We start from the raw sequence: 25,263 nt of genomic DNA, 5'->3' as shown, positions 1-25,263 counted from the left end.
ATCGCGATATGACGATATGACGCTTTTAGGGTTCTGTAAAGCCGAATGTGAAAGTCGTCTGTGAAGCCAGTCGTGTATGGCGGGTTCAATCCCCGGCGATACCGGGAGAAAACACTTGAGGGGCGGACGAGCAGAAAACCCTAGTCTCGCGCAGTAACCCACCAATGCGGAGTTGCGCCACCCGGCGTAACACAGATAGGCGTGATGGCTGGGGTGGGGATCAAAGCAGATGAACGACGGAGACTATTTAAAGGCTTTCAGGTCAAAGGCCGCGATGGCGTAGAGCACCGGCACCATGAGCAATGTGACGAAGGTGGCAACAGCCAGCCCGCCGATCTGGGCGTAGCACATGGGCTCCCAGAGCGGACCGCCGTTTTTGGCCAAGGGAAAAAGCGCCGTCACTGTGGCTCCCACGGTGATGAGCACCGGACGAAGCCGCAGGATGCCGGCATCCAGGATGGCCTGGCGCAGGGGCTCGCCGGCATGGAGCCTTTCCTCGATAAAATCGAAGAGCACGATCACATGGCTCACGATCACTCCGATAAGACTTGCTATGCCAAGAAAGGCCATGAAACCGAAGGGCTGGCCCATGATCGCCAGGGCGGCGAAGGCCCCGGCCACCCCATAGGGTATGGCCCCGAACACCAGCAACGGCTTCACCGCGTTCTTGAACTGAAAAAGCAGGGCCAGATAGATCATTGCCACGGAAACCGCCATGACCATGCCCATTTCAGCAAACCCCTTCACCTGCTCCTCGTGCTCTCCTCCGATTTCAAGCGAACACCCAGGCGGCATATCCGACTCCAGATCCTTGATGGCGGGCATGGCGACCGTAATCACCTCTGAGGCCAAAACACCGGGCAAAGGAAAACAGGACACGGTGATGGTGCGGAAGTGGTTGCGCCTGGCAATGCGTTCCGTGTACATCCCCCAGGTGATGTCTGCCACTTGGGTAAGGGGGACTTTGTGTTCGTAGGATTGCGGGTAGACGTAGAGGTTTGCCAGGTCGGAGAGTTTGCCCCGCTCTTCTCCGCGGAGTCTCAGAACAACGGGAAAGGAGAGTCTGCCCTGGCGCAGGCTAGTCACCGTGAGCCCGTTCATGGCCATGGCCGTGGAGCGGGCAACATCCTGGTTGGTGGCTCCGGCCAGGTTGGCCCGGTCCGGATCAATGCTTATGCGGGCCGTGAACCTGGAGGATCCCCAGTTGTCGCTGACCCTGTCGGCCATGGGAAGACCCAGCAATATCGTCTTCATGCGTTCCGCCAGCATGCGAAGCGCTTCCTCGTCCTCGCCTGAGATACGGATCTGCACCGGGATGCCCACAGGCGGGCCGGTCTCGAGTCGGCGCACATCCACCCGGGCTCCCGGGATCACCGCCTGCAGCCTGGCCTGCAAGGGATCGCAGAAGAGCTCAGTGACGCGCTTGTCTTGCACTTGAAGAAGTATCTGGGCGTAATTGGGCTTTTTGAGTTCAGGCGTCACAGAGAACCAGAAGCGTGGTCCGCCTCCTCCGATGAAGGTGGTCATGGACATTAGCGGGTCGGGATAGTCCTTGTTCGCTACACCGAAATCATCAGCCGCACGGGCAATGGCCTGTTCAACTTCCACGGTTGTCCGCGCGGTGAGGTCGATGGGTGAATCCTCGGGCAGGGTCACATCGACGTAGGAGAGGTAAGAGCGGTCGATGGGGAAAAACATGGGCTTCAACAGGCTCTTGGCAAAAAAACCGGCTCCCACGAGAACCAGGGAAACGGCCAGCACCTTCCACCGGTTGTCGATGAGCCAGCCGCCCAGCCGGTAGTAGAGCTTGGCGAACCCCTGGTCAGGCCGGGGTGAATCTTTCGACGAACGCAGCAGATAATAGCCGAGAAAGGGGATGAAGCTCATGGACACGATGCGCGAAGCCACGAGCGAGCAGGTGACCACCACCGGGAGACTGTACAGAAAACGCCCCTTGTCGCCTGAGAGGAGAAGAAAGGGCAGATAGGCCACGATGTTGGTTATGGTGGCATAAAGGATGGCTTTGGCAAGCTTGGTGGGGCCAGTCCAGGCCGCTTCCAGGCGAGGAATTCCAGATGCCAGTTCGCGCTTGATTGCGTCGCCGGCCACCACGGGGTCGTCCACCAGAAGTCCCAGGGCTATGATGAGCGAGGCGATGGAAATCTGCTGCAGGTCGATGCCAAGCATGTGCATCATGCCGAAGGTCATGCATAAGGTGATTGGGATCGACAGAGCCATGAGCAGGGCCGAACGCCATTCCCGGAAACCGATGGCCGCCACCAGGACCACCAGGATGACGGCCTCGTAGAGGCTGTTCATGAAGAGCGACACGCTTTCGGTCACCTGCCTGGGCTGGTCCGAAGTGCGGGCCATGATCAGGTCTTCGGGGAGGCGCTGTTTGAGGCCGTCCAGGGCTTTGTCCACTGAGGATGAGAACCTGCCGATCTGTTCCCCGGCTCGCATGGTGACGGCCAGGGTGATGGCTTTCCCGTTGGCCCAGCGGCCTGTGTCGTCCCGGAAGGAGTAGCGGTTTATAGTGTCTGCCGGGGACTCGTAGCTGCGTTCCAATTCCACCAGGTCGCGCAGATAGAGGCCGTTGGCCACAAGCGTCCCCCCCAGCTCCTTTTCCGAGGAAAATTCGCCAGTGGGCTCAAGGGCCACGTTGCGTCCGCCAAAATCAGCCACACCCCCGTTCGGAGTAATGTTTCGTCCGGCTAAAGCGTCCCGTATACGCCAGGGCTGGACACCGTAGGAAGCCAGGCGTTCCTGGGAATATTCAAGGAAAAGGCTTTCCTGCCGCACTCCCCAGCGGGTGACCTTGGCCACCTCGGGCACGCCGAGCAGCGTACGGGTTATTGTGTCCGTGAAGCTTTCCAGATCCCTGTAAGTGAATTTGTCCCCTGCCTGGGATGAAATGAGTTCTTCTGTCTGGGCTGGATCAGCGACTATGATCGGGGACCACAGGTCAGGGTTGAGCTCGGAATGTCTGATCCCTTCGTGGGCGAAGCGCATGATGAGATCGCGAAATTCCACCGGACTTGTTTTCGTGGCCACGTCCACGACCACGACTCCGGGTTCCGATCCAGTGCGGACGTCGGACACCATGGTATTGGTGGCAAGATGCCGCTCGAACAATGCCAGCTTGCGCTCCACCTGGGCCTGGGGAACTCCGGGGGGAACCACCAGAACCATAGACATCCTCGGTTCACCCATGCCCTGGCGCAGCCTTTCGATAATGCGCCTGGCCTGGACAGCCCGCAGGGCGGTCTCGGCTTGACCGGCCTTGGGAGAGGCCACGGTGAGCATCAGTGTGGCCGTGTCGCCGAAGTCCTTTATGAACGTCACCGGTCCCGCCCCGTCCGGCAGGTTCCTGATTGCGGCCAGCTTCAGGTTGATGTCGTCCAGGACTTCCCCGGTCTGCGAGAGTTCGTCCCGGAGCTTCACCGTGACCACGGACATGCCCGTTCGAGTCACTGATTCCACCCTGTCCACCTTGTCGTTCTCGGCAACGCGCTGCTCGATAACCCGCGTGACGAGCTCCTCGACCTTTTCCGCGCGTATCCCCGGCCACGGACACAGAACGGCGGCCACGCGCACCGGAATCTCCGGGTCCTTGCGCTGGGGCATCTTGACGTAGCCGAAGACTCCCCAGGCCAGCACAGCGACGAGAAGCACCCAGGAGACGTGGCGGTGCTCCACGAAGAAGCGGGCCATGTTGCGTTTATCGAGCATGGAGGATGCCTGCCTAGCGGATGATGCGCACTTCCTGGCCATCCGTGGCCAAGGTGGTTCCCCTGGTGATGACCTTTTCGCCGGGAGCGAGGCCGGACACGATGGTCACCATGTCGCCGGCCACTCCTGCCACGGTGATGGTCCTGGCTGATGCGTATGTCTTCCCGTTTTTTTCGGAGAGGACATGGACCACGAACTCGCTCCCGCTCTTGGGGCGGGCCAGGGCGTGCAGCGGTACGGCCGCAAGGGACGGGCGCTGGTTGTCGGGACTTTTGTTCACGCTGGCGACCATGCCGTCCTTCAATATGCCTTCCGGGTTCGGGATGGTCACCTCCACGTCGAAGGTGCGGTTCTTGGGGTCGGCCGACGGAGAGACCGCCGTGACCGTGCCGGTGAATTCCCTGCCGGGCAGGGCGTCAGTGGTCATGGTCAAGCCGCTCCCGAGGCCAACCCTCGGGATGTCCTGGTCAGGCAGGCCGAACACGGCTTTCACGGAGGAGAGGTCGGCCAGCACGAAAGCCACGCTCCCCTGGTTCACCAGGCTTCCGCGTTCCACGTCGCGGCGAACCACAAGGCCGTTCATGGGGGAGGCCAGGGACGCGTCGCGTAGATTTATCTCGGCTTGCTCCAGGGCGGCCGCGTATTGGGCGACCTTGGCCTGGGCCACTTCCAGACGCTCCTGGGTGCGGTCGAACTCGCTGCGCGAGATCACCTCCCCTTGAATGAGCTTGGCGTTTCGCTCCTGGTCCCTGCGCGCCAGAACCAGGGAGGCCTTGGCTTCGTCCAGGCTCGACCGGGCCTGGGCCAGCTTGGCCTTGAAGTCGTTTTCCCGAAGCCTCACGAGCACCTGCCCTTTTTGCACCCTGCTTCCCTTGTCCAGGGCCTTAGGAGAGATTTCCTCCACATAGCCCGGGACCTTGAAGGCCAGGTTCACCAGCTCACGGGGAGCGAGCACAGCCGTATACCTGCTGGCCAGGGCGGACTGTTCTCCGGAAGTGGCTGCCACAGCGGCCACGGGCTGCACGGACACGGCCAGTGGAGCCTTTTCGATGCGGCGTTCCTGCGCGCAGGAGCATGCAGCAAGGAGAAGGGCAAAAATCATGAACCTGTTCATGCCTGCCTCCGGATGCTCTGGCGCACGGCCTCGATTCCCGCCAGGGAAAAGAGGAATATGTGTCTGGCCAATTGGTCCACATCGTGCGGATGATAGGTCTTGTCCGGATAGAGCTCGCTTATGATCACCCGGTTCTGGGCATGGAAAAAGCATTGGCCGACCACGGACCCGGCGCACAGCCGTACGGTTTCGTCATCTGCTCCTGGCCCCAGGTTCTCCCTGAGTATAGCCTCCAGCATGTCCCTGATGGGGCGCATGAAGCGCTCCACCAAGGGTTTGAGGGCCGGGCTCGGATTTCCCATCTCCATCCAGAAGAGCTTGGATTCCCGGGCGAGTTTTGGGTCTTCGGGAAAATCCATGCGCAGGAGATTGACCACGAACCTGAGCAGGCGCTCTTCAGGTTCCTTGCAGCGCTCCATCCCCTCGTGCATGGGATAGCGCTCGTGGCAGGCGAGCATGATGTGCTCGAGCACTGCCGCGTGCAGGGCGTCCTTGGACCCGAAATGGTAGTTCACAGCCGCCACGTTGGCCTCGGCCTTGGCGCAGATGTCGCGAATGGTGGCCGCGTCGTATCCCTTCTCAAGAAATACTTCGATGGCGGCTTCGAGAATGCGTTTTGTGGTGTCGCTCAGGTCCATGGCAAACCTCGTTTCAAGCTGTGATTTAAACAGTGTTTAAATCGTGGTTTGAAGGATGTCAATGATTCCTCCCTGGAATTGATTCGGGTACGTTAAAAAAATGGAAAGATGGGTCGGTTCAACAGGTACTTGGGGCCAAAGAAACCGTTTCTTCGACCAAACACCCGAACAGGGCGGGGCAAAGAGATGATGCGGACATTGACCCTGGGGGTTACGACGATTGCGATGAAACACCGCCGGACACGGAAGAGGACTGCGGGTGTGAGGACTTTGGTGACGAGTAGCGGACCGTCATGCTGCCCGTTGGCAAGGCGTGCCTGAGCGGCTATCATCCTTCTCCCATGACTCTTGAAACCATCTGGCATTCCACTGCGTGGCCGCTTCTCAAGCTGCTTGGTGCGCTCTCCTTGAGCCTTCTCGCCGCGAACCTCATCGAAACCCTCAACTGGACCAGGTTTTTGGCCCGGTTCGCCAGCCCGCTCATCAGGGCCGGGCACATGCAGGATGTGGTGGGGGCAAGCTTCTCCATGGCCTTTTTTTCCGGCATGGCGGCCAACACCATGCTGTCCGAGGCGCACCAGCAAGGCAGGCTCACGGACAAGGAGCTGATCCTGGCCAACCTCTTTAATTCCCTGCCCACCTATTTCCTGCACCTGCCCACCATGATCTTCGTGACCGTGCCTTTTCTTGGCACGTCGGCCGTCATCTACGTGGGCATGACCCTGGGCGCGGCCTTGCTGCGCTCTCTGGGCATCGTCCTGGCCGGAAGGGTGCTCTTGCCGCCTCTTCCGGAAGGGTGCGTGGAGTGCCAGCTCCCGGAGAAGGGCCCCACCTTGAATGAGGCCCTGCGCAAGAGCTGGCAAAGATTCAAGAAGCGTATAACCAAGATCTGTCTGATTACAGCTCCCATCTACGCGGCCATGGTTGGGCTCAATTCCTGGGGTTTTTTCGCGGCAGCCGAGAAATTCATCGCGGACAATTTGAGCTTCATGGACTGGCTTTCGCCCAAGGCGGCTTCCATCGTGGTCTTTGGCATGGCCGCCGAGTTCACTGCCGGGTTGGCCGCTGCCGGAGCGCTTCTGCAAGGGGGCGAGCTGCCGGTGAAGGACGTGGTGCTGGCCCTTTTGATCGGAAATCTGCTCTCAACTCCCATGCGGGCCTTCAGGCACCAGTTCCCGTACTATGCGGGCATCTTCAAGCCTGCCCTGGCCATGAAGCTCATCGTACACAACCAGAGCTTCCGGGCAGCGAGCCTTCTTGTCGTGGGCGTGGCCTATTACTATGCGGGATAGTGGTGCCGCAGGGTATGCTGGCATTAAGGCGTGGGGCACGTGGGTGGTAGAGTCGATCCGGCAGCTGGACGAAGGCGCATCGTAAACCGTCGCTCAGACGGCCACATCGAGTTAGGAATCGCGATGACTGCGGGCGAGATTCTCGACACCCTAAAGGCCCTTGGCAGCGAGAAGAATCGGCAAGGCATGGCTCGTTTCGGCATAAACGTGGCCAATGCTTGCGGGGTGAGCATGGCGTCCCTGCGTCCACTTGCCCGGGAGTACAGACGAGACCATACCCTGGCAGAGGAACTCTGGGAAACCGGTGTACACGAAGCCCGCATCCTGGCCTGCCTCATAGAGGATCCTGGGCGGGCAAGTCTGGAACAGCTTGCGCGCTGGGTTCAAGACCTCGATTCCTGGGATATAACGGACCAATTCTGCAACAAGCTGGTGGTGAAGACCCCATATGCGTGGCTCTTGGCGTCAGATTGGGCTCTTCGGCCTGAAGAGTTCGTGCGCCGAGCCGGGTTTTCGCTTATGGCTCAACTAGCCGTTCACGACAAGGCCGCCCAGGACAAGGAGTTCCTACCACTCCTGGAATTGATCGAGGCAACTGCATACGACGAACGAAACTTCGTGAAAAAGGCCGTGAACTGGGCTCTGCGCCAGATCGGAAAACGAAACCAGAATCTGCGGTTGAAGGCTGTGGCTTCGGCCAAAAGACTTTTGCTGCTTGATTCAAAATCCGCCAGATGGATCGCCCGGGACGCGCTGCGTGAACTGGGGAATAGCTAGGAAAGTTTAGGATTCGCAGGGCTCTGCCCTGCACCCGCTGGGGGGATGATCCCCCCAGACCCCGCAGTTATTGATTCTTTTAGGCTGCTGGCGATAAGTCTGGCGCACCACGCCCAATAAGAAAGCAACGTCTCATGGAACCGGCTACAAGAACTCACGAACTCGAATGGAGAAAACGCCGGGTCCAGGGGCTTACGGATCCTTGCCACCTGAGGGGGGGTAGGAGCCGTTATGACCCTGTGGGTAGGCTCTCCCCCTGGCCGCCGGAGGCATCTTGCACTCCTAAAATTCCTTCACCAGCGGCGAACCGGGCGCATCCAGGGTCTCCTTGGCCACGTTGCGCCCCGTCTTAAAGCCAAGAAGGCTGAACGATCCGTAGTGCGTCACCTTGGACGCCGCTGTGTTGACATCCTGGGGCTTGGCCTCCGGCCGGGCTTGGAACACCGAGGTGAAGCCGCCGGTCCTTGGCAACGCGGCGAACACTGTGTCCGCGTCCTGCGTCTGGGGCAGCACGTCGTGCAGGCCGGGGATGTCGAGCCGTGGGTGCCCGACCACCAGGAGGCCCTCCTTGGCGTAAGAGGCGATTGATCCGGGAGCGATGTCGCGCTCTTCAACCACCTTGGCGCCCTCTTGGCCGAGCCCGGCCAGAAGCGTGGGCAAGGCTTGGCGCAGTCTGTCCCCTGCCGAATCAGCCACGATGACGGTGAGCTTCTGAACTCCCTTCACGGAATTCACCGTGGGTGCGACTTCCGCAGGGTCGAGCAGACGGAAACAGTCGGCGCCTGGGTCCAGCGTCAGCCGCGTGGGCTTGCCCGGCACATCCAGGGCGATTTCCATTTCGGAGCCATCCAGGATGAGGCTTCGCTCCATGGGTCCAACGTCTGTGTCCACGCGGAGAGAAAGCTTGAGCAGATAGGGCTGTCCTTCCTGGGCAATTGTGACCCGGACGAGATATCCGCCAGAGGGATTGGTGGCGCTTTCGGCGCGGGTGATCGACAGCTTTGGCCCCCCGGTCCGGGTGATCCACTGTTTGAAAAACGTCAGGCTCGTGGCCTCGTCAAAACCCTCCAGGCCGGCGAAGACGCGCCTGAAATCCTCCCAGGAGGCGGGTTTGAAAAGTTTGTCCGTGTAAATGCGGCGAAGCCCCTGCCAGAATGCCTCGTCGCCCACGAAGCCGCGTAGCATGTGAAAAACGAACAGGGCCTTGCCGTAGCCCACGGCCTGGCTGGCTGGCGAGAAGCGCGACCCGAAACGCTCGAGGGGCAGGTCGCCACCCTGGCGGACAAGGTCGGCAAAAGCCCGCAAGGTCTTTATTCGGTAGGCCCTGCCCGCCTTGGGGGATGCTTCGGCCTGGGCCAGATAGTCGGCCACATAGGTGGTCAGACCTTCGCACCAGTTGCCCTGCGCAAAGTCCACCAGCACGCCGTTCCCCCACCAGTCGTGGGCGATCTCGTGACGCAGGCTGGTCTCCGGAATAAATGGCAGAGCCAGTACCTGTGAGCCAAGCAGGGTGTATGACGGAAAGCCGTAGCCAGTGGGCAGGGGGTTTTCCACCACCGCGAACTTTTCCAGCGGGTAGGGGCCGTGCAGGTCCTGGTAGAAGCGCAGATGCCTGGCCGATGCGGCCAGATAAACGGAGGCCAGTTGCCGGTTTGCCTCCAAGAGAAATGTCTGGACCGGGACCGGGCTGTCCCGGGATTCTTCGAAGGTGTAACGGGCCAGGCACAGTCCTAGCCTGCCCAGCGGCCGCTGAACGCTCCAGGAACTTGCGGTTCCTGCGGTGCCTTCAGAGAATCCTTTCAATTCACCCTGGGTGACGGCTTTGATGCCGGGTGGGGCTATAAGACGAATAACGTACGTGTTTTGATCGCTCTGGACTTCCGGATGCCACAGGCTGCCGGGCATGAGCATGGCCCAGTCCGGGCCCGCGGCGGCGTCCGAGGCCAGGGCGCCAGGGTTGTCCTGGGTGGCCGGCAGGGATTTGGGCGGAGCGTCCAGGGGCAGGGCGTAGCGGATGACAAGTTCGGCGGTGTTTTTGGGCCGCCCCAGTTCCACTGCCTCGCCCGAACGTTTGAAGCGAACCGGGGATGTTCCGGCCAGAACCTGGAATCCTGCGGCGCGCGGCGAGAGGGTGAGAATGAGTTTCTCGGGAGCGCCTTCGGGGATGAACAGGGTATCGGTAACCGTGAGCTTCCTGGCTGCGGGATCGAAGGAAGCATCGATGGTGTGGGTGAAGGTTGCCGCCAAAGCCGCATGGCAGGCAGCCGCGAGAATAAGCGATGCGAGTATGGTGGTGCGGATCATGCTCCCAACATAGCGCCATCGCGTTTTGGGAGAAAGCGCTTTAATCGGTGGGGATCAGGGACGCCACGTTAGGAATTGCCACTACCGAGTAAGGGACGGACGAATGCGGACACAGTGTGCGTCACGTCCCGGTCCGGATGAAGCTCGGGTCTGGGGGCTATGTTCCAGATCCAGGTACGGGTAGGCTCTGGCAGAACGATACCCGGGAGGGGGTCGGTAGCCACGTCTGCGTCCATACAGGACGTGTCTGTTATGAGGCAGACGGATCCGGAAAGGCTGTCCAACCAGGCGATGTGCCCGGCCTGGATGTCCCTGGCCAGAATGGCCATTTCCTCGGGTGAATACCCCCCGGTGGTTTCGAGCCGCTTCACTATAAGAAGCGGCAATTGAGACAATATGTTGGCCGAAACAGTGAAGTCCCACTGTTGGTCAAGGTAGCAGGCAGGAGGGGATGGAGCGGGCATGTGCCCGCGAGCCGCCTCAGTCACGGTTCCGGTCAGGTCCACTGTGTCCATGCGGACGTTTCGCAGCGAGCGTGTTCTCCACCTGGCGCCGAGCGGGTGGACAAGGTCGGCCAGCACCACCTGGCCGAACATGCCCGAGAGTTCTTCCATCGGGATGTCCAGGAGGGAGCCAGACCCGAGAATAAGGGCCCGCCCGTGCGCGGCACTGGCTCGGGCGGCCTCCAGGATGACCGCGCGGCTGTTCTCGAGGTGGCTTCGCCAAGCCAAACGCTGCCGCCGATACCTGGCGCCTATGGCCACGGCTTCCTTGAGGTAGCCGAGCTTTCGAGCCGGTGCCGGACATGGCGTAAGAATGTATTCGGCTAGTTCAGCCAGCACTGAGGGGCTTAGGCCTCCAGCTGGTTGCCGCGCAGCTGTCCGATCACCTTTTCCAATGCCTCGCTCTGGGTGCCCAGCTCCTGGAGAATCCCTTCGGAGCGGGTCATGCCATCGGAGATCTGGTTGGCCAACGTGCGGATTTCGTCCACGGAATGGTTGATCTCCTCGCTGGCCGCGGACTGCTGTTCGCTCGCCGTGGCTATGGCCCGAACCTGATCCGATGCGGTTTCCACCAGAGAGACGATTTCAGCCAGCGCCCCTCCGGAGTTTCTGGCCAGGGCGCTTGCCTGGGTGGCCGCTTCGGCCATGCGTTCCACCTGCTGGACGTTGTCCAGGGTTCCATTCTGGATGGCGGTGATGGTCGACCCCACTTCCTTGGTGGCGGTCATGGTTTTTTCGGCCAGTTTGCGCACCTCGTCCGCAACCACAGCGAACCCCCGGCCGTGGTCGCCGGCACGGGCGGCCTCTATGGCGGCGTTCAGGGCCAGGAGGTTGGTCTGGTCGGCGATGTCTGAAATGGTCGTGAGCACCTGGTCCACGGCCCTGGTCTGGGTGGCAAGCCCGTCCATGGCCTTTTTGAGTTCCGCCGCCAGGGCGTCCACGCCGGAGATGGCCTTGACGGCCTCTTCCACCAGATCTTTGCCGCTGCCGGCCTTCTGGCTGGCCAGGCCGGTCTGTTCCGCCGCTCCCTGGGCGCTCTTGGCAACTTCGAGGATGGTGGCGTTCATCTGTTCCATGGCGGTGGCTGTCTGGATGGTACGGTCCTGCTGAGTCTGTGCGTCCTGGATGGCCTCGTTCATCTGATGGGTGAGGGACTCCGAGGAATCGTTCACACCTCTGACCACTTCATCCAGAAGCGATGCCGCTTCCATGAGCCCCTCCAGCCGGGAGCTCTCTGCCTTGCAACCAGCAATCTCAGCCTGGCGCAGGGCTTCCTGGGCCTTCTGCGCTTCGGCATGGGCCACAGCCTCCTTCTCGGCAATGCTGGCCAGGTTGCTTTTCAAGGTGGACACCATGTCGCCCAGGGAGAGGGACATCTCGCGCATTTCCACACAGCTGGTTTCGGTTTTGATTTCTTGGTTCAGGTCGCCCCCAGCCACGGCCTTGGCGAAACCCAGGCAGCGGGTAAGGGGGCCGGTGACCACGGCCGAGGACAAAAGCCAGATGGCCCCGGAAAGCACGAAGGTGATCACTGCGGCCAGCACAGCCTGGCGGTTGATGGAACCCCTCACCTGCTCGAACATGTCCTCCATGGGGGCAAGGACCAAGAAGGTCCAGCCCGTGAAGGAGTCCTTGCGCACGGCAGTGAGGCGGCCGTCTTCCGAGGTGAGAAGGGAGCTGTCCGACACGGCCAACGCTTTTTGAACAAGCTCGTTCTTGGAGGATTCGTCTTTTAATATCTGCTGGCTGTCGTGGTGTGCTATGGCCACTCCACTTGGTTCGTAAATGAGCACGTGCCCTGTGGAACCGATTTTCGTGGAGGAAACGTCGCCAGTAAGAGCCATAAGGTCAACAGCTGCGGTGAGCACTCCCGTAACGGCGCCTTCGGCCGATTTGACCGGCACCGCCACCACCAGCACCGCCTTGTTGGATATGCGGCTCATGATGGCCTTGGATATGAAGTAGGGCTTGCCGCCGGTGGCCACAGCCTTGAAGTAGTCCCGGTCGGCCATGTTGGTCTTGGCCAGGGGGCCGGGCAGGCTGGAGCCCACAAGGTCGCCTTTGGCTGAATAAAGGCTCACGTAGTCGATGCCCAATCCCTTCATCCCGGCCACGGTGGCGTGCATCCGCTTTTGGAAGGATTCCTGGTCACCGGTCCCGGCGGCCGCTTCCTTGACCACCGCGATGTCTGTCCAGGTTGTCAGGGCCTGGGTCTTCAGGCGCATGGAATCAGAGACATCCTTGACGATAACCTGGGCGATGATGGGCAGGTCGGAGCGCATCATGGCCAGGGCCGAGTCGCGGGTGGCGTTGGCGCCGAGCCATACCAGGCCAACCAGACCGGCAGTCACCACCAGGAGAACAGGAGCGAGGAATTTGGCCTTCAACGTCAGCCTCATGGTAAGACCTCCACGGATAAAGTACTGAGAGCCGGTCACGTAGCGACTCTAACAACACAAGCCTACGGAATGTCCTGGCTGGCAGACCATGGATTGGGCAAGCAATCCGACTAGGAGGGTCGGAAAAAGCTTTGCCTTCGATATGTTAGCGCAAACACCACGGAAATGTAAGAGATTCCATACCAGAAATACGCAACTGCCAGGCGGCGCGCTTCGTCCGGATGAAGGAAAAGGCATTGTTTCCGGACAGCGGGGGAGGGACCACCAGGTACTGGAGCTTCGTATCACACTTGGCGTACTGCCGGGCCTGGGAGAGAAACTGCCAAGCCCGGCAGCATGCCTTGAATCCAAACGTCCATGGCGGGTGGTTATACCCGCCAGGGAGGAAGTCGTCGTTGTCCGCCCTACAGTTCGTTGGGCAGTTGTTTCAATTCAGCATAGGTGAACACCGGGCCGTCCATGCACACGTATTTCGTGCCGATGTTGCAGCGCCCGCAGATCCCCACGCCGCACTTCATGCGCTTTTCCAGGGTGGTGATGATCTGGTCGTCCCCGAACCCCAGCTTCTGCAGGGCCTGCAGGGTGAACTTGATCATGATGGGTGGGCCGCAGGTGATGGCCACCGTGTTCTTGGGCGATGGGTTCATCTCCAGCAGCACGTTGGGAATAAGCCCCACCTTGTGCTCCCAGCCCGGGGCTTCCCGGTCGATGGTCAAGGTGGTGGACATGTCCTTGCGCGTGGTCCAGTCCGGCAGGTCGTACTTGAAGGCCATGTCGTCCGGGCTGCGCGCGCCGTAGAGGAGGGTGATGTCCTTGTAGTCCTTGCGGTTGTCCAGCATGTAGAGGAGCAGGGTCCTCAGCGGGGCCATGCCGATGCCGCCGCCCACGAACACCACGCTCTTGCCCTTCAAGGTGTCGTACGGGAACCAGTTTCCAAGGGGCGCTCTCACCCCAACCTGGTCACCCACGTTCAAACTGTGCAGCTTGGAGGTGACCTCTCCGGCCATCATGACCGTGAACTGGAGGTAGTCCATGCGCGTGGGCGGGGAATTGATGACGAAGGTGGCTTCCCCCACCCCGAACACGGACAACTGGCCTACCTGGCCTGGTTTGAAGCTGAAGGCCTTCATGCGCTCCGGGTTGTTGAGCACCACCCGGAAGGTTTTTATGCTTGGTGTTTCCGGGAAGGTTTCCACCACGGTGGCGATCTCCGGAAGATAGGGATTAGGCAATGTGGTCATGACGTCGGGCTCCCTACGACTTTTCAGGCTTGGCGGTGGGACGTTCAACTGCCAGGCGGACGATCTCGCGGATGTCCACGCTCACGGGGCAGAGCTTGATGCACCTGCCGCAGCCGCAGCAGGCGAAGATGCCCTCGTGGATGTCCGGATAATAGCTGAACTTGTGTCCTACGCGGTTTTTGAGCCTGTGGGCCTTGGTTGGCCTGGGGTTGTGCCCGCTGGCCTCCAAAGTGAACAGGTAGGACATGCAGTTGTCCCAGGTGCGGATGCGCTCGCCCTTCATGCCGGAACGCTCGTCAGTGACGTTGAAGCAGTAGCACGTGGGGCAGAGATAGGTGCAGGCGCCGCAGCTGACGCATTTGGCGGACACGTCTTCCCAGAAGCCCATGTCGTCGAACTTTTCCAGGAGCTTGGCCGGGGCTTTTTCCGGATTCCATACCTCGCCCAGGGACTCCAGGGCGGCTTTGTGCACGGCCTTGGCCTCGGTGGATCTTTTGGAACCGTCGGCCAGGAGCTTGCTTGAGAGAAGCGCCTTGCCCCGCTTTGAGACGTCCTCAACCAGATACCCGCCCTGGATTGGCGTGAGCAGAACGTCGGAGCCCACGGGGTCGGAGGGAGAGCTGCCGACCCAGTGGCAGAAACAGGCGTTCTCGGCGTCTTCGCAGGCCAGGGTCACGAACAGGGTGTTTTCGCGCCTGGCCTTGTAGTAGGGGTCCTGTACTTTGGGGCAGTCGTAGACCCTGTCGAAGATGTTGAATCCGCGTACGTCGCAGGGGCGTCCGCCGAACACCACGGTTGGCGGGGCATCCACGGTTTCATGGACTTCCACGGCCACCTGTCCCAGATCTTCCGGGTTTTTAATGTATTTGAAGCTCATGAGGCTTTCCGAGGCGGGGAAAATGCTGGCCTTGGGCGGCACGTTGGCCTGGCGGTCCAGCACGGGTTTTACCCCCTCGGAATAGGGCCTGAACACAACGGCGTCACGCTCCTTAACGGGAACGAGAACCACGCGCGAGGCAGCCAGTTCGGCCAGCCACGCGGGAAGTTTTTCCGAAGCGAGATACTTGGCTGCCATTACCAGCCCCTCTCGTTGATGTTTTCTTCTTTCACCTTGAAGGACAGGAGCGGCGGCTTGACGTCCGGCTCGGTCCCGGCGCGATAGTCGAAGAGGTCCAGGATTTCCTTGTTGAGCTTGCGCTTTAAAAGCAGCAGCGGGATGTCAACGGGGCAGGCCCGTTCGCATTCGCCGCATTCCGTGCAGCGCCCGGCCAGATGGGTGGCGTGGATCATCTGGAAGAAGAGCTTTTCCTCCAGACCGTCGCGCTGGCTCACCCAGCCGGGTTCGCGGCTCTGGGCGATGCAGTAGTCGCGGCAGACGCACAGGGGGCAGGCGTTGCGGCAGGCGTAGCAGCGCACGCAGCGCTCCATCTGCTCGCGCCAGAACTCCATGCGTTCCTCCAGGGTCTGTCCCTCGAAGGCGGCCACGTCCTCGTAGGCGTCCTGGGACTGACCCTCAATGGGCTGCCCGGCGAACTCGTCGTGGATGACGGCGTTGTGGTATTTGCAGCGGCCGCACTTGTCGGCCAGAACCTTAGACATGGGCAGCTCCACGTTCTTTCCGGCAACGGTGAGCGCGAGGCTGCCTTTTTCAAATGAGACTGTCCGGACCCGGCCGATGTCCAGGTCCTGTTCAGCCAGGGCGCGCTTTATCTTGCCCAGGTCGGCCACGCCCTCGCAGGGCAGGCCAAAGACCACGACGTCCTCGCGCTTTATGAGCTTTTCCTGCAACAGCTCCACTACCGAGCGGCTGTCGCAGCCTTTGACCACCACGCCCAGCTTTTTGCCGTGGACGTAGCGGGTGAGATAGGTTGACAGGTTGTGCACGCACAGCGGGTCGAACACCAGTTTATCAAGATCCGCCTCGGTCTTGATGAAGACGGGCGTGTGGTGCAAGGGGTCGTAGCCCTGTCCCCAGCCGATAACCAGGTCCAGCTCAGGGAGCCGCCTGGTGATTTGAGCCTTGAGTTCTTCAAGTAACGGCATTGTATCCTCCGCCTAGGCCGAAACGTCGACTTCCAGGGTTCTTCCGAAGGCGCAGGCCCTGGCCTGGGCGTCCTTGCCGATGCGCTGGATGGGGCCCAGGGCATGGATCTGGTTGGTGAACGTGGTGACCACGTGCTGCCAGCGCTGGCCCTCCGAGGCCGACACCCAGGTGTACTCGAAGCGTCCCTGGTCGATGCCGATGATCGGCAGGAAGCGCTTGAGCACCTCCAGGCGGCGCCTGGCGTAGTAGTTGCCCTCGGCGTAGTGGCAGTCGCGGGGGTGGCAGCCTGAGACCAGCACCCCGTCCGCGCCGCCGATGAGGGTCTTCAGCACGAAGAGCGGGTCGATGCGCCCGGAGCAGGGCATGCGGATGATGCGCAGGTCCGTGGGCTGGGTGAAGCGACCCACGCCCGCGGTATCGGCACCTCCGTAGGAGCACCAGTTGCAGAGGAAGCCGACGATTCGCAGTTCCTTGTCCATCTCTTAAGCCTCCTCAAGCTCGCTCTGGAGCAGGGCGTTGACCTCGGCCAGAATCTGGTTGTCCGTGAAGTTCTGCAGCTGGATGGCCCCCTGGCGGCAGGTGGACGTGCAGATGCCGCAGCCCTGGCACACGGTCTCGATCACCTGGGCCTTTATTTCGCCCCGGTGTTCAAGTTCCTTGATGGCTCCGAAGGGGCAGGTCATGGCGCATTTCATACAGCCAACGCAGCGCTTGATGTCCACCTTGGACACCTGCGGGTCGCTCTGGAGCTGGTCCTTGGCAAAGAGCCCGAGAACCTTGGCCGCTGCGGCGCTGCCCTGGGCCACGGAGGAGGGGATGTCCTTGGGGCCTTGGGAGCAGCCTGCCAGGTAGACGCCGGCGGTGTTGGTCTCCACGGGCTTCAGCTTGGGATGGCCTTCCATGAAGAATCCGTACGAATCGTACGAGATGCGCAGTTTCTCGGCCAGCTGGGGCGAGCCCTTTGCCCCTTCGGCCCCAACGGCCAGGACCACCAGGTCGGCCTCGACCTCCACCTGGGTTCCGGCCAGGGTGTCGGCGCCGCGCACCAGCATCTTGTCGCCCTTGGGGTAGACCATGGACACACGGCCGCGCACGTACTGAGTGCCGTATTCCTCCATGGCCCGGCGGGTGAACTCGTCGTACATCTTTCCCGGGGCGCGGATGTCCATGTAGAAGACGTAGGACTCGCTGTCCGGGATGTGGTCCTTGGTGAGGATGGCCTGCTTGGCCGTGTACATGCAGCAGAAGCCCGTGCAGTAGGGCCGGCCGACAGACTTGTCGCGCGAGCCAACGCACTGGATGAAAACCACGGTCTTTGGCTCCTTGCCGTCGGAGGGGCGCTTTATGTGCCCGCCCGTGGGGCCAGAGGCCGAAAGCAGCCGTTCGTACTGGAGCGAGGTGATCACGTCCGGATAGCGCCCGGCTCCGTATTCGCCGTAGACCGTCCAGTCCATGAGGTCGTAGCCTGTGGCGCAGATGATGGCACCGACATCCTCGGTGACCATCTCGTCCTGCTGCTCGTAGTCGATGGACTTGGCCGGGCAGATCTTGGCGCAGACGCCGCACTTGCCGGTCTTGAACTTGGTGCAGGAGTCCCTGTCTATGGACGCCTTCTTGGGGATGGCCTGAGGGAAGGGGATGTTGATGGCCGTTGTGCGACCCACGTGTTCGTTGAAGGCATCCGGGCTTTTCTTGCTGGGGCATTTTTCCATGCACGCCCCGCAGCCGGTGCAGGTCTTCCAGTCCACGTAGGTGGCTTTCTTGCGGATCTCCACCTGATAGTTGCCCACGTAACCGAACACCTCTTCCACTTCCGAGTTGGCATAGAGGGTGATGTTCGGGTGCTGGGCCACGTCCACCATCTTGGGGCCGAGAATGCAGCTGGAGCAGTCCACGGTGGGGAAGGTCTTGTCCAGCTTGGCCATCTTGCCGCCGATGGTGGTGGTCTTTTCGACCAGCAGGACCTCCAGGCCGCCTTCGGCGCAGTCCAGGGCGGCCTGTATCCCGGCCACGCCGCCGCCGATGACCATGACCCGCTTGTTGATGGAAAAGGAGCTGGGGAACAGGGGCCGGTTTTGGGCCAGCTTGGCCACGGCCATCTTCACCAGGTCGGTGGCCTTGCGGGTGTTGGCCTCTTTGTCCTTGCCGATCCAAGAGACGTGCTCCCGGATGTTGGCCATCTCGAACATGTACGGGTTCAGGCCCGCGCGGGCCACGGTGCGCATGAAGGTGGGGCCGTGCATGCGCGGCGTGCACGAGGCCACCACCACGCCGTCCAGACCCTTGTCCTTAATGGCCTGGATGATTCCATCCTGGCCGGGCTCTGAACAGGCGTACATGGTGTCCGAGGCGAAAGCCACCTCGGGCATGGCCTTGGCCGCTTCGGCCACCCGAACCACATCCACCGTGCCGGCGATGTTGGAGCCGCAGTGGCAGACGAAAACTCCTATCTTCATTGCCTTGCCCCCTTTCCGGCGGTCCCAACGGACTCAATGCCAGCCAGCACCGGATGCGGGCTCACGGACAGCTTGTTCATTCCCAGCTCCTTCTCGCCAAGGCCCAAGGCCAGGCCGAGAAGCTGGGTGAAGTAGAACACCGGCATGCGGTGGCTGGTCCTGTTGGCCGCGTTGATCTGATCCTGCCTCAAGTCCAGGTTCATCTGGCACAGCGGGCATGCGGTGACCATGGCCTGGGCACCGTTAAGGGCCGCCAGGTCCAGGAGCTTGCCCGAGAGGTTCTCCACGATGTCGCGCCGGGCCACTCCGTACGAGGCGCCGCAGCACTCAACCTTGAGGGGGAAGGAAACGGTTTCGGCACCCACGGCATCCATGAGCTGGTCCATGGCCACGGGGTTCTCGTGGTCGTCGAAGGCCATGAGCTCGGGGGGGCGGTTCATGATGCAGCCGTAGTAGGGGGCCAGCTTCAGCCCCGTGAGCCATTTGAACACCTTGGGGCGGACGGCGTCCGGGCCTACATCCTCATGGATGGCCTGGAGCACTGACTTGACCGGGAGCGTCGCGCGCACTGGCCTGTCCAGGAGCTTGTTCACCTCTGCGGCAAACTCGGGCTTTTTCAGCTTGGCACTGGCGGTCTTTAAATTGGTCAGACAGCTCGGACAGGGGGTCAGTATGGCGGACACGTCCTCCATGAGCTCCGCCAGGGCCAGATTGCGCCCGGCCAGCGCACAGGAGAGGCGGTGGTCCACTGTGTGGGCCGGCGAGGAGCCGCAGCAGCTCCAGTCCGGAATCTCGACCAGTTCCATGCCAAGGGCTTCGCAGACCGCCCGGGTGGACGAGTCGTATTCCTTGGATGTCCCCAGGGCGGAGCACCCGGGGTAATAGGCGTAGCGCAGCCGCGAACTCATTTGTGGCCCTCCTGCCTGAACCGCTCGAAAATCTTGGCAATGGCTTCGGGGTTCTTAACCTTGTGCGGGAAAGGGGATAATTTGTTTTTGGGAAGCATCTTGGGAGCCAGATCAACGTCGGTCCAGAACTTCCCGGTTTTTAGGATGTAGGAAACCAGGAGGCCCATTTCAAAGGCCCGGCCGTTTCGCTCCACCGAGGCCAGGAAACTGTCCACGAAGGATTTGACCCCGTATTCCGTGGCATGGCCTTCGCGCCTGGCCATGTGCCTCAGAACGTCCATGACATGGGCCACGTCGATGTTGTTGGGGCATCTGGTGGTGCAGGATTGGCATGAAGCGCACAACCAGATTGAGCGGCAGGAGAGCAGGGTTTGTTTCTGCCCGGCCTGGAGAAGCCGCATGACCTGATGCACCGGAATGTCATAGACGCTGGTGTAGGGGCAGCCGGCCGTGCAGTTGCCGCATTGGTAGCACTGGCTCACGCTTTGCCCGGACTCCTTCTCCACCTGGGCCACGAAGTTCCGGTCCTGGGTACTGCTAAGTGAGATGACGTTCATGGAAACCGTGCAAGCCTTTCTTGAGGGTGATTGGTACGTCGCACACACCTAAATCCGACGGCCTCCGAACTGCAAGAGTCAGTCCAGGTGTTGGTATCGGCTAAGGGCGGAGGGGGCTGGATTTGTCAAACATTAAATATATTTAATGTGAAAAGCCGGGACGGCCCCTCGGAAGCGCCTGGCGCGGATCGAAGACGTGCCGACGGACCACCCGCCGAACACGCCGTTCGCTCTCGCCCGCTCGCCAAACATCCGCGCCAAGCGGTGCGGAGAGGCCGTCCCGGCATGCATCAGCTGAGAAGCTTTCTGGCGATCTCCTTGGCGGCCCGCCGTCCGGCGCCCATGGCCGAGATGACCGTGGCCGCGCCCGTTACGATGTCGCCCCCGGCGAACACTCCGGGTATGGATGTCTCGCCGGTTTCCTCGTTGACCACGATGTAGCCCCACTTGTTGAGTTCAAGCCCCGGGGTGGTCTGCCCGATAAGCGGGTTAGACCCTGTGCCCACGGCGATGACAGCCATGTCGCAGGGGATGTCGCAGAACTGCCCGTCGCAGGCGATGGGGCTGCACCGGCCCGATTCATCGGGCTCGCCCAGCATCATCTTCTGCACGGTAAGCGACTTGAGCCAGCCCTTTTCGTCGCCAACCAGTTCCACCGGGGCGTTCAGGCACATGAGCTCGATGCCCTCCTCCTTGGCGTGGTGGAGCTCCTCCAGCCTGGCGGGCATTTCCTTTTCGGTCCGCCTGTAAACAATCATGACCCGGTCCGCGCCAAGGCGCTTGGCGGTGCGCGCGGCGTCCATGGCCACGTTGCCAGCGCCGAAAACAGCCACGTTCTTGCCCGTGTAGGCCGGGGTGTCGGTCTTGGGGAAGTTGAAGGCCCGGCCCAGGTTCACGCGGGTAAGGTATTCGTTGGCCGAGAACACGCCGATCAGGTTTTCGCCAGGAACGCGCAAGAACTTGGGGAGTCCGGCGCCAACGCCGATGAACACGGCGTTGAAGCCCTGGTCCAGGAGGTCCTGCACGGTGATTGTCTTACCGCCCACCCAGTTGGTGTGGAACTCCACTCCCTGGGCGCGCATGGCGTCGATCTCCTTGCGCACGATGGCCTTGGGCAAACGAAATTCCGGGATGCCGTAGACCAGAACCCCGCCCAGTTCGTGCAGGGCTTCGTAGACGTGAACCTTGATGCCCAAGGCGGAGAGATACCCGGCCACGGTGAGGCTGGCAGGTCCAGCGCCGATGCAGGCCACCTTGAGGTCCTCACGCTCCATAACGCAGGCCTGGGCGCCGGTGAGCTGTTCGCAGGAATCCTTGGCCATGAAGGTGTCTGCCACGAAGCGCTCCAGCCTGCCGATGGCCACGGGCTCGCCCTTCTTGCCCAGTATGCAGTTGCCTTCGCACTGGGTCTCCTGCGGGCAGACCCGGCCGCAGACAGCTGGCAGGGAATTCGTATCGCGCAGTACCTTATAAGAAGCGTCGAGATCGCCTTCCACGATCTTCTTGATGAAGCCGGGAATGTTGATCTCCACCGGGCAGCCCTTGACGCACAGGGGCTTCTTGCACTGGATGCAGCGGTGGGCCTCTTTTAGGGCAAGTTCGGGTGTATAGCCCAGGGCCACTTCGCTGAAATTCGTGACGCGCACCTTGGCCGGCTGTTCCGGCATGGGGGTGCGAGGGGTCTTGCCTTTTTTCTTATCAGCTGGAGCATTTGCAGACATGGCTTTTCTTGAACTCCTCGTAGGAAATCTGTTCCATGACCTTGAAGGCGGACAAACGGCTGGAAAGCTCCTTGAAGTCGACGAGCTGGCCGTCGAACTCGGGGCCGTCCACACAGGCGAACTGTGTCTTGCCGCCTACCGAGACGCGACAGGCGCCGCACATGCCGATGCCGTCAACCATGATGGAGTTTAAGCTCACCGTGGTCTTGACGCCAAACGGCTTGGTGGTGCGCGCCACGGCGGCCATCATGGGCACCGGGCCCACAGCAACCACTTCGCCCACGGTCGGGTCCGCCTTGAGGCGCTGTTCCAGAAGCTCGGTCACCAGGCCTTTGTGTCCGTAGGAACCGTCGTCCGTGGAGACGAGCACTTCAGGGCAGAAGCGCTTGAGCTCATTTTCGAACAGGAGCAGGTCCTTGTTGCGGGCGCCGATGATGGCAACCACGTGGTTTCCCACCATGTGATGGCCCTTGGCGATGTGGTGCATGGCCGCGATGCCCGTTCCGCCGCCAACGCAGATGACCGGGCCGCTGAGCTTATGGATGTCGGTGTCCTTGCCGAGGGGGCCGCAGAGGTCGAGGATCTCCTCGCCTTCCTTGAGGGTTTCAAGATGGGCGGTTGTCTTGCCCAGCACCAGGTAGACGATGGTGATGGTACCGGCTTTCTTGTCAGTGTCGGCGATGGTGAGGGGGATGCGTTCTCCATTCTCGCAGACACGCAGGATGACGAAATTTCCGGGCTTGGCCTTGGCCGCTATGTGCGGGGCGTCCAAAACCAGCTCGCTTGTCTGCCCCGGTATGAGGCTTCTCTTCTTGAGTATCCTACTTGGCATCTCCTAACTCCTTGGGCGGTCTCTTCATCAGGGCTTTGACAATTCCTCCTGAAATGGTAGGACTTGCCGGTGGGGTCCGTGCGGTTCCGTCGACTCCCCCGAGACGGGCCGGTAGAGCTCCGGAACGCTCGGGGGTGATACTCCAGTTGGGAACCACCCGTCCACTTTGGCGGCGAGGGGGGGCGTCCTCCCAAACGCTTCCCCCACGCACGCCGTGGAATGCTAAAAACCCAGTCAGCCAATCCTCATAGGCGATTTGTGCCTGCCAGCCAGCCTCGGAGGAGGGTTCGAGCATCCCCGCAAAGGGACGAAACCTCGCCCGCTTGCGGGAAGGCCGGTCCGCCGGGTTGGCGAAGGCGGACCGGTCCCCAATCAATCGGCTAGCCCGCCAGGGCAGCCTCCAGGTTCGGCTTGGTGTAGAGCTCCCCGCCGTAGCAATCGTTAATTACCAGCAGTGGGAATTTTTCCACTGTCAGTTCACGGATGGCCTCGGGGCCGAGGTCTTCGTATGCGATGACCTTGGCGGCCTTGATGGCCAGGGACAAAAGGGCGCCAGCGCCGCCGGTGGCTCCGAAGTAGGCGGCCTTGTGCTTGGCCATGGCGTCTTTCACTTCCTGGCTGCGTTTGCCCTTGCCGATGGTTCCCTTGAGCCCCAGGCTGTGCAGCCGGGGGGCGTAGGTGTCCATGCGGTAGGAGGTGGTGGGGCCGGCCGAGCCGATGGGGCGTCCCGGAGGGGCCGGGCTCGGGCCCACGTAGTAGATGAGCGCCCCTTTGAGGTCGAAGGGCAGTGCTTCTCCCTTGTCCAGGGAGTCGGTCAGGCGTTTGTGTGCGGCGTCGCGCCCGGTGTAGATGGTCCCGGTGATGTACACCACGTCGCCGGACTTCAGCTTCTCGATGTCCGCATCGGTGAGCGGGGTGTTGAGTTGATATTCGGCCATTAGAGCACCACCTCCTTGTGCCGCGCGGAGTGGCACTGAACGTTCACTGCCAGGGGCAGGCTGGCCAGATGGCACGGTGCGACCATGATCTTTACGCCAAGGCAGGTGGTCTTGCCGCCCAGGCCCATGGGCCCGATGTTCAGCTTGTTGATGGCGGCCAGGATTTCTTCCTCGAGCTTGGCGACATCGGGGTCGCTGTGCGTGTCATCGATGTCGCGCAGGAGGGCTTTCTTGGAATTGATGGCCGCCAGTTCGAAGTTGCCGCCGATGCCCACGCCAACCAGAATCGGCGGGCACGGGTTGGGGCCGGCCTCGGCCACCCGGTTGATGATGAACTCGCGCAGCCCCTTCCAGCCAGCGGCAGGAGGGAACATCATCACGCGGCTCATGTTCTCGGAACCGCCGCCCTTGGCCATCATCCATATCTTCAGCTTGTCGCCGGGGACCAGGTCGAAGTGGATGATCGCCGGGGAGTTGTCGCCGGTGTTCTTGCGGCTGAAAGGGTCGCACGAGGACTTGCGCAGGTAGCCTTCCTTGTACCCTTTGACCATGCCGTCGTTGATGGCCTGGCGGATGCCCATGCCCTCGACCTTCACGTCCTCGCCCATTTCCACGAAGAACACGGCCAAGCCGCAGTCCTGGCAGAGAGGGAGGCCGGTGTCCTTGGAAAGCTGAGCGTTCTCCAGGAGCTGGCGGAAGGTTTCCTTTGCGGCCGGGCTTTCTTCCGCGGCCTGGCAGTTCTTGAACTTCTCCAAGACGTCCTCGGGCAATTCCCGGTTGGCCGCGATGCACATCTCGGCCACCTTGTCGATGATCGTCTGCGCTTTAATGGTACGCATCGCATCTCCTTTTTTGGAAGCCGGGGCGGGGGGCTTGCCCCGCGCCCCGTCCAGGAATTTCTTCCTGGTTCCAGGGGTGGTGTGTTCTCCCCTGGACTTCCAGAGTTCCTGGCTTCCCCATTCAGGGAGAAGCCGATTGAATTGCCTCTTCAGCAAAAATCCTGAAGACATCCGTCGCGTTGCGGCAGATATCCCCAGAGCCGGACTACAAGCTGATCTCGCGCTTCAGGAAGCTGGGCAAGATGTTGTTGACGGCGGCAAAGGCCATCTTCTTGCGCAGCTTGCCCAACACGTCCTGCAGGGGCAGGTATTTCGGGCACACGTCCTGGCAGGCCAAAAGACCCATACAGCCGAAGATGCCCTCGTCCGTGCCGATGATATCGAAGTATTCCTTCTCGGTACGTTCGTCGCGCGGGTCCAGGATGAAGCGGGCCACGCGGTTTAGGGCAGTGGCGCCGAGGAAGTCCTCGCGCATGAGCGCCGTGCCGCAGGCGGCCACGCAGCATCCGCACTCCACGCAGCGGTCGAGCTCGTAGATGGCTTCGGCCACGGCGTTGTCCATGCGCTCTTCCTGAGCGTTGGGGTCGAAGACCTTCTTGGTGTGGCACCAGGATTCGATCTTCTTGTACATGGCCCGAAACCAGGTTCCGGTATCCACGGACAAATCCCCCACCAGCTTGAAGATGGGCAGCGGCATGAGGGTGACCTCATCCGGCAGATCCTTGGTTTTGGTGTGGCAGGCTAGGCCCGGGCGGCCGTTGACCACCATGGCGCAGGCGCCGCAGATGCCTGCGCGGCAGCAGAAATCGAACTGCAGCGACGGATCCTGCTCTTCACGCAGGCGGTTCAGCACGATGAACAGGGTCATGGACTCCGTCTCATCGATGGCGAAGCTCTGCATGTGCGGGACCGACGCCGGATCCTGCGGGTTGTAACGGAATATGTTGAATTTCAGCATTCTGGCCATT

Annotated in this window: 20 protein-coding genes; 2 read left to right on the top strand and 18 right to left on the bottom strand. The window is 61.4% G+C overall.

What is annotated here, in order from left to right:
- Nucleotides 1-243: 243 nt before the first annotated feature.
- The 3 genes from HY795_03805 to HY795_03795 are packed head-to-tail and all read right to left on the bottom strand — an operon-like array spanning nt 244 to nt 5,484.
- On the bottom strand, nt 244-3,774 hold the full coding sequence (locus tag HY795_03805) for an efflux RND transporter permease subunit (GenBank protein ID MBI4804341.1): 3,531 nt from the start codon (nt 3,772-3,774) through the stop codon (nt 244-246).
- Nucleotides 3,746-4,846, bottom strand: coding sequence for an efflux RND transporter periplasmic adaptor subunit (locus HY795_03800; GenBank protein ID MBI4804340.1), 1,101 nt, complete (start codon nt 4,844-4,846; stop codon nt 3,746-3,748). Before HY795_03800 ends, HY795_03805 begins: the two co-directional genes overlap by 29 nt.
- Entirely contained in the window at nt 4,843-5,484 is a 642-nt protein-coding gene (locus HY795_03795) for a CerR family C-terminal domain-containing protein (GenBank protein ID MBI4804339.1), read from the bottom strand. The genes HY795_03800 and HY795_03795 overlap by 4 nt, the downstream gene beginning before the upstream one ends.
- Nucleotides 5,485-5,825: 341 nt before the next feature.
- On the opposite strand from HY795_03795, the gene HY795_03790 reads away from it, so the two are divergent.
- Nucleotides 5,826-6,776, top strand: coding sequence for a hypothetical protein (locus HY795_03790; protein ID MBI4804338.1), 951 nt, complete (start codon nt 5,826-5,828; stop codon nt 6,774-6,776).
- A gap of 123 nt (nt 6,777-6,899) precedes the next feature.
- Nucleotides 6,900-7,553 (top strand): DNA alkylation repair protein, encoded by a 654-nt coding sequence (locus HY795_03785; GenBank protein ID MBI4804337.1) that lies wholly within the window; start codon nt 6,900-6,902, stop codon nt 7,551-7,553.
- Between the two features lie 282 nt (nt 7,554-7,835).
- Here the strand turns inward: HY795_03785 and HY795_03780 are convergent, their stop codons facing one another.
- The 15 genes from HY795_03780 to HY795_03710 form a co-directional block, all read right to left on the bottom strand.
- Nucleotides 7,836-9,857, bottom strand: a complete 2,022-nt coding sequence (locus tag HY795_03780) for a hypothetical protein (GenBank protein MBI4804336.1) — start codon at nt 9,855-9,857, stop codon at nt 7,836-7,838.
- 68 nt (nt 9,858-9,925) lie between these two features.
- Entirely contained in the window at nt 9,926-10,699 is a 774-nt protein-coding gene (locus tag HY795_03775; protein ID MBI4804335.1) for a hypothetical protein, read from the bottom strand.
- A gap of 8 nt (nt 10,700-10,707) precedes the next feature.
- Nucleotides 10,708-12,759 (bottom strand): methyl-accepting chemotaxis protein, encoded by a 2,052-nt coding sequence (locus HY795_03770; protein MBI4804334.1) that lies wholly within the window; start codon nt 12,757-12,759, stop codon nt 10,708-10,710.
- Between the two features lie 404 nt (nt 12,760-13,163).
- The gene (locus HY795_03765; GenBank protein ID MBI4804333.1) at nt 13,164-14,000 is read right to left on the bottom strand and encodes an FAD/NAD(P)-binding protein; all 837 of its coding nucleotides are present in this window, start codon (nt 13,998-14,000) and stop codon (nt 13,164-13,166) included.
- Between the two features lie 13 nt (nt 14,001-14,013).
- Entirely contained in the window at nt 14,014-15,075 is a 1,062-nt protein-coding gene (locus HY795_03760; protein ID MBI4804332.1) for a 4Fe-4S dicluster domain-containing protein, read from the bottom strand.
- Nucleotides 15,075-16,043 carry a 4Fe-4S binding protein gene (locus HY795_03755; GenBank protein ID MBI4804331.1) on the bottom strand — a complete coding sequence of 323 codons (969 nt, stop codon included), beginning with the start codon at nt 16,041-16,043 and terminating at the stop codon, nt 15,075-15,077. The genes HY795_03760 and HY795_03755 overlap by 1 nt, the downstream gene beginning before the upstream one ends.
- Nucleotides 16,044-16,055: 12 nt before the next feature.
- Nucleotides 16,056-16,523, bottom strand: a complete 468-nt coding sequence (locus tag HY795_03750; protein MBI4804330.1) for a hydrogenase iron-sulfur subunit — start codon at nt 16,521-16,523, stop codon at nt 16,056-16,058.
- A gap of 3 nt (nt 16,524-16,526) precedes the next feature.
- Nucleotides 16,527-18,500, bottom strand: a complete 1,974-nt coding sequence (locus HY795_03745; GenBank protein ID MBI4804329.1) for a CoB--CoM heterodisulfide reductase iron-sulfur subunit A family protein — start codon at nt 18,498-18,500, stop codon at nt 16,527-16,529.
- Nucleotides 18,497-19,408: a CoB--CoM heterodisulfide reductase iron-sulfur subunit B family protein gene (locus tag HY795_03740; protein MBI4804328.1), complete on the bottom strand. Its 912-nt coding sequence runs from the start codon at nt 19,406-19,408 to the stop codon at nt 18,497-18,499. Before HY795_03740 ends, HY795_03745 begins: the two co-directional genes overlap by 4 nt.
- Nucleotides 19,405-19,965, bottom strand: coding sequence for a 4Fe-4S dicluster domain-containing protein (locus HY795_03735; GenBank protein ID MBI4804327.1), 561 nt, complete (start codon nt 19,963-19,965; stop codon nt 19,405-19,407). Before HY795_03735 ends, HY795_03740 begins: the two co-directional genes overlap by 4 nt.
- A gap of 290 nt (nt 19,966-20,255) precedes the next feature.
- On the bottom strand, nt 20,256-21,686 hold the full coding sequence (gene gltA / locus HY795_03730) for an NADPH-dependent glutamate synthase (protein MBI4804326.1): 1,431 nt from the start codon (nt 21,684-21,686) through the stop codon (nt 20,256-20,258).
- A complete protein-coding gene (locus tag HY795_03725) occupies nt 21,664-22,518 on the bottom strand; it encodes a sulfide/dihydroorotate dehydrogenase-like FAD/NAD-binding protein (protein MBI4804325.1) in 855 nt (284 codons plus the stop codon). The genes gltA and HY795_03725 overlap by 23 nt, the downstream gene beginning before the upstream one ends.
- A 380-nt stretch (nt 22,519-22,898) precedes the next feature.
- Nucleotides 22,899-23,456, bottom strand: a complete 558-nt coding sequence (locus HY795_03720) for a Fe-S-containing hydro-lyase (protein ID MBI4804324.1) — start codon at nt 23,454-23,456, stop codon at nt 22,899-22,901.
- Entirely contained in the window at nt 23,456-24,295 is an 840-nt protein-coding gene (locus HY795_03715; GenBank protein ID MBI4804323.1) for a fumarate hydratase, read from the bottom strand. The genes HY795_03720 and HY795_03715 overlap by 1 nt, the downstream gene beginning before the upstream one ends.
- Nucleotides 24,296-24,500: 205 nt before the next feature.
- Nucleotides 24,501-25,262 carry a fumarate reductase iron-sulfur subunit gene (locus tag HY795_03710; protein MBI4804322.1) on the bottom strand — a complete coding sequence of 254 codons (762 nt, stop codon included), beginning with the start codon at nt 25,260-25,262 and terminating at the stop codon, nt 24,501-24,503.
- Nucleotide 25,263: the final 1 nt, after the last annotated feature.

The organism is Desulfovibrio sp., assembly GCA_016208105.1.
Classification (GTDB): Bacteria; Desulfobacterota; Desulfovibrionia; order Desulfovibrionales; family Desulfovibrionaceae; genus Fundidesulfovibrio.
Note: the sequence above shows the minus strand (reverse complement) of the source record. Positions and strands in the feature narration are given on the sequence as shown.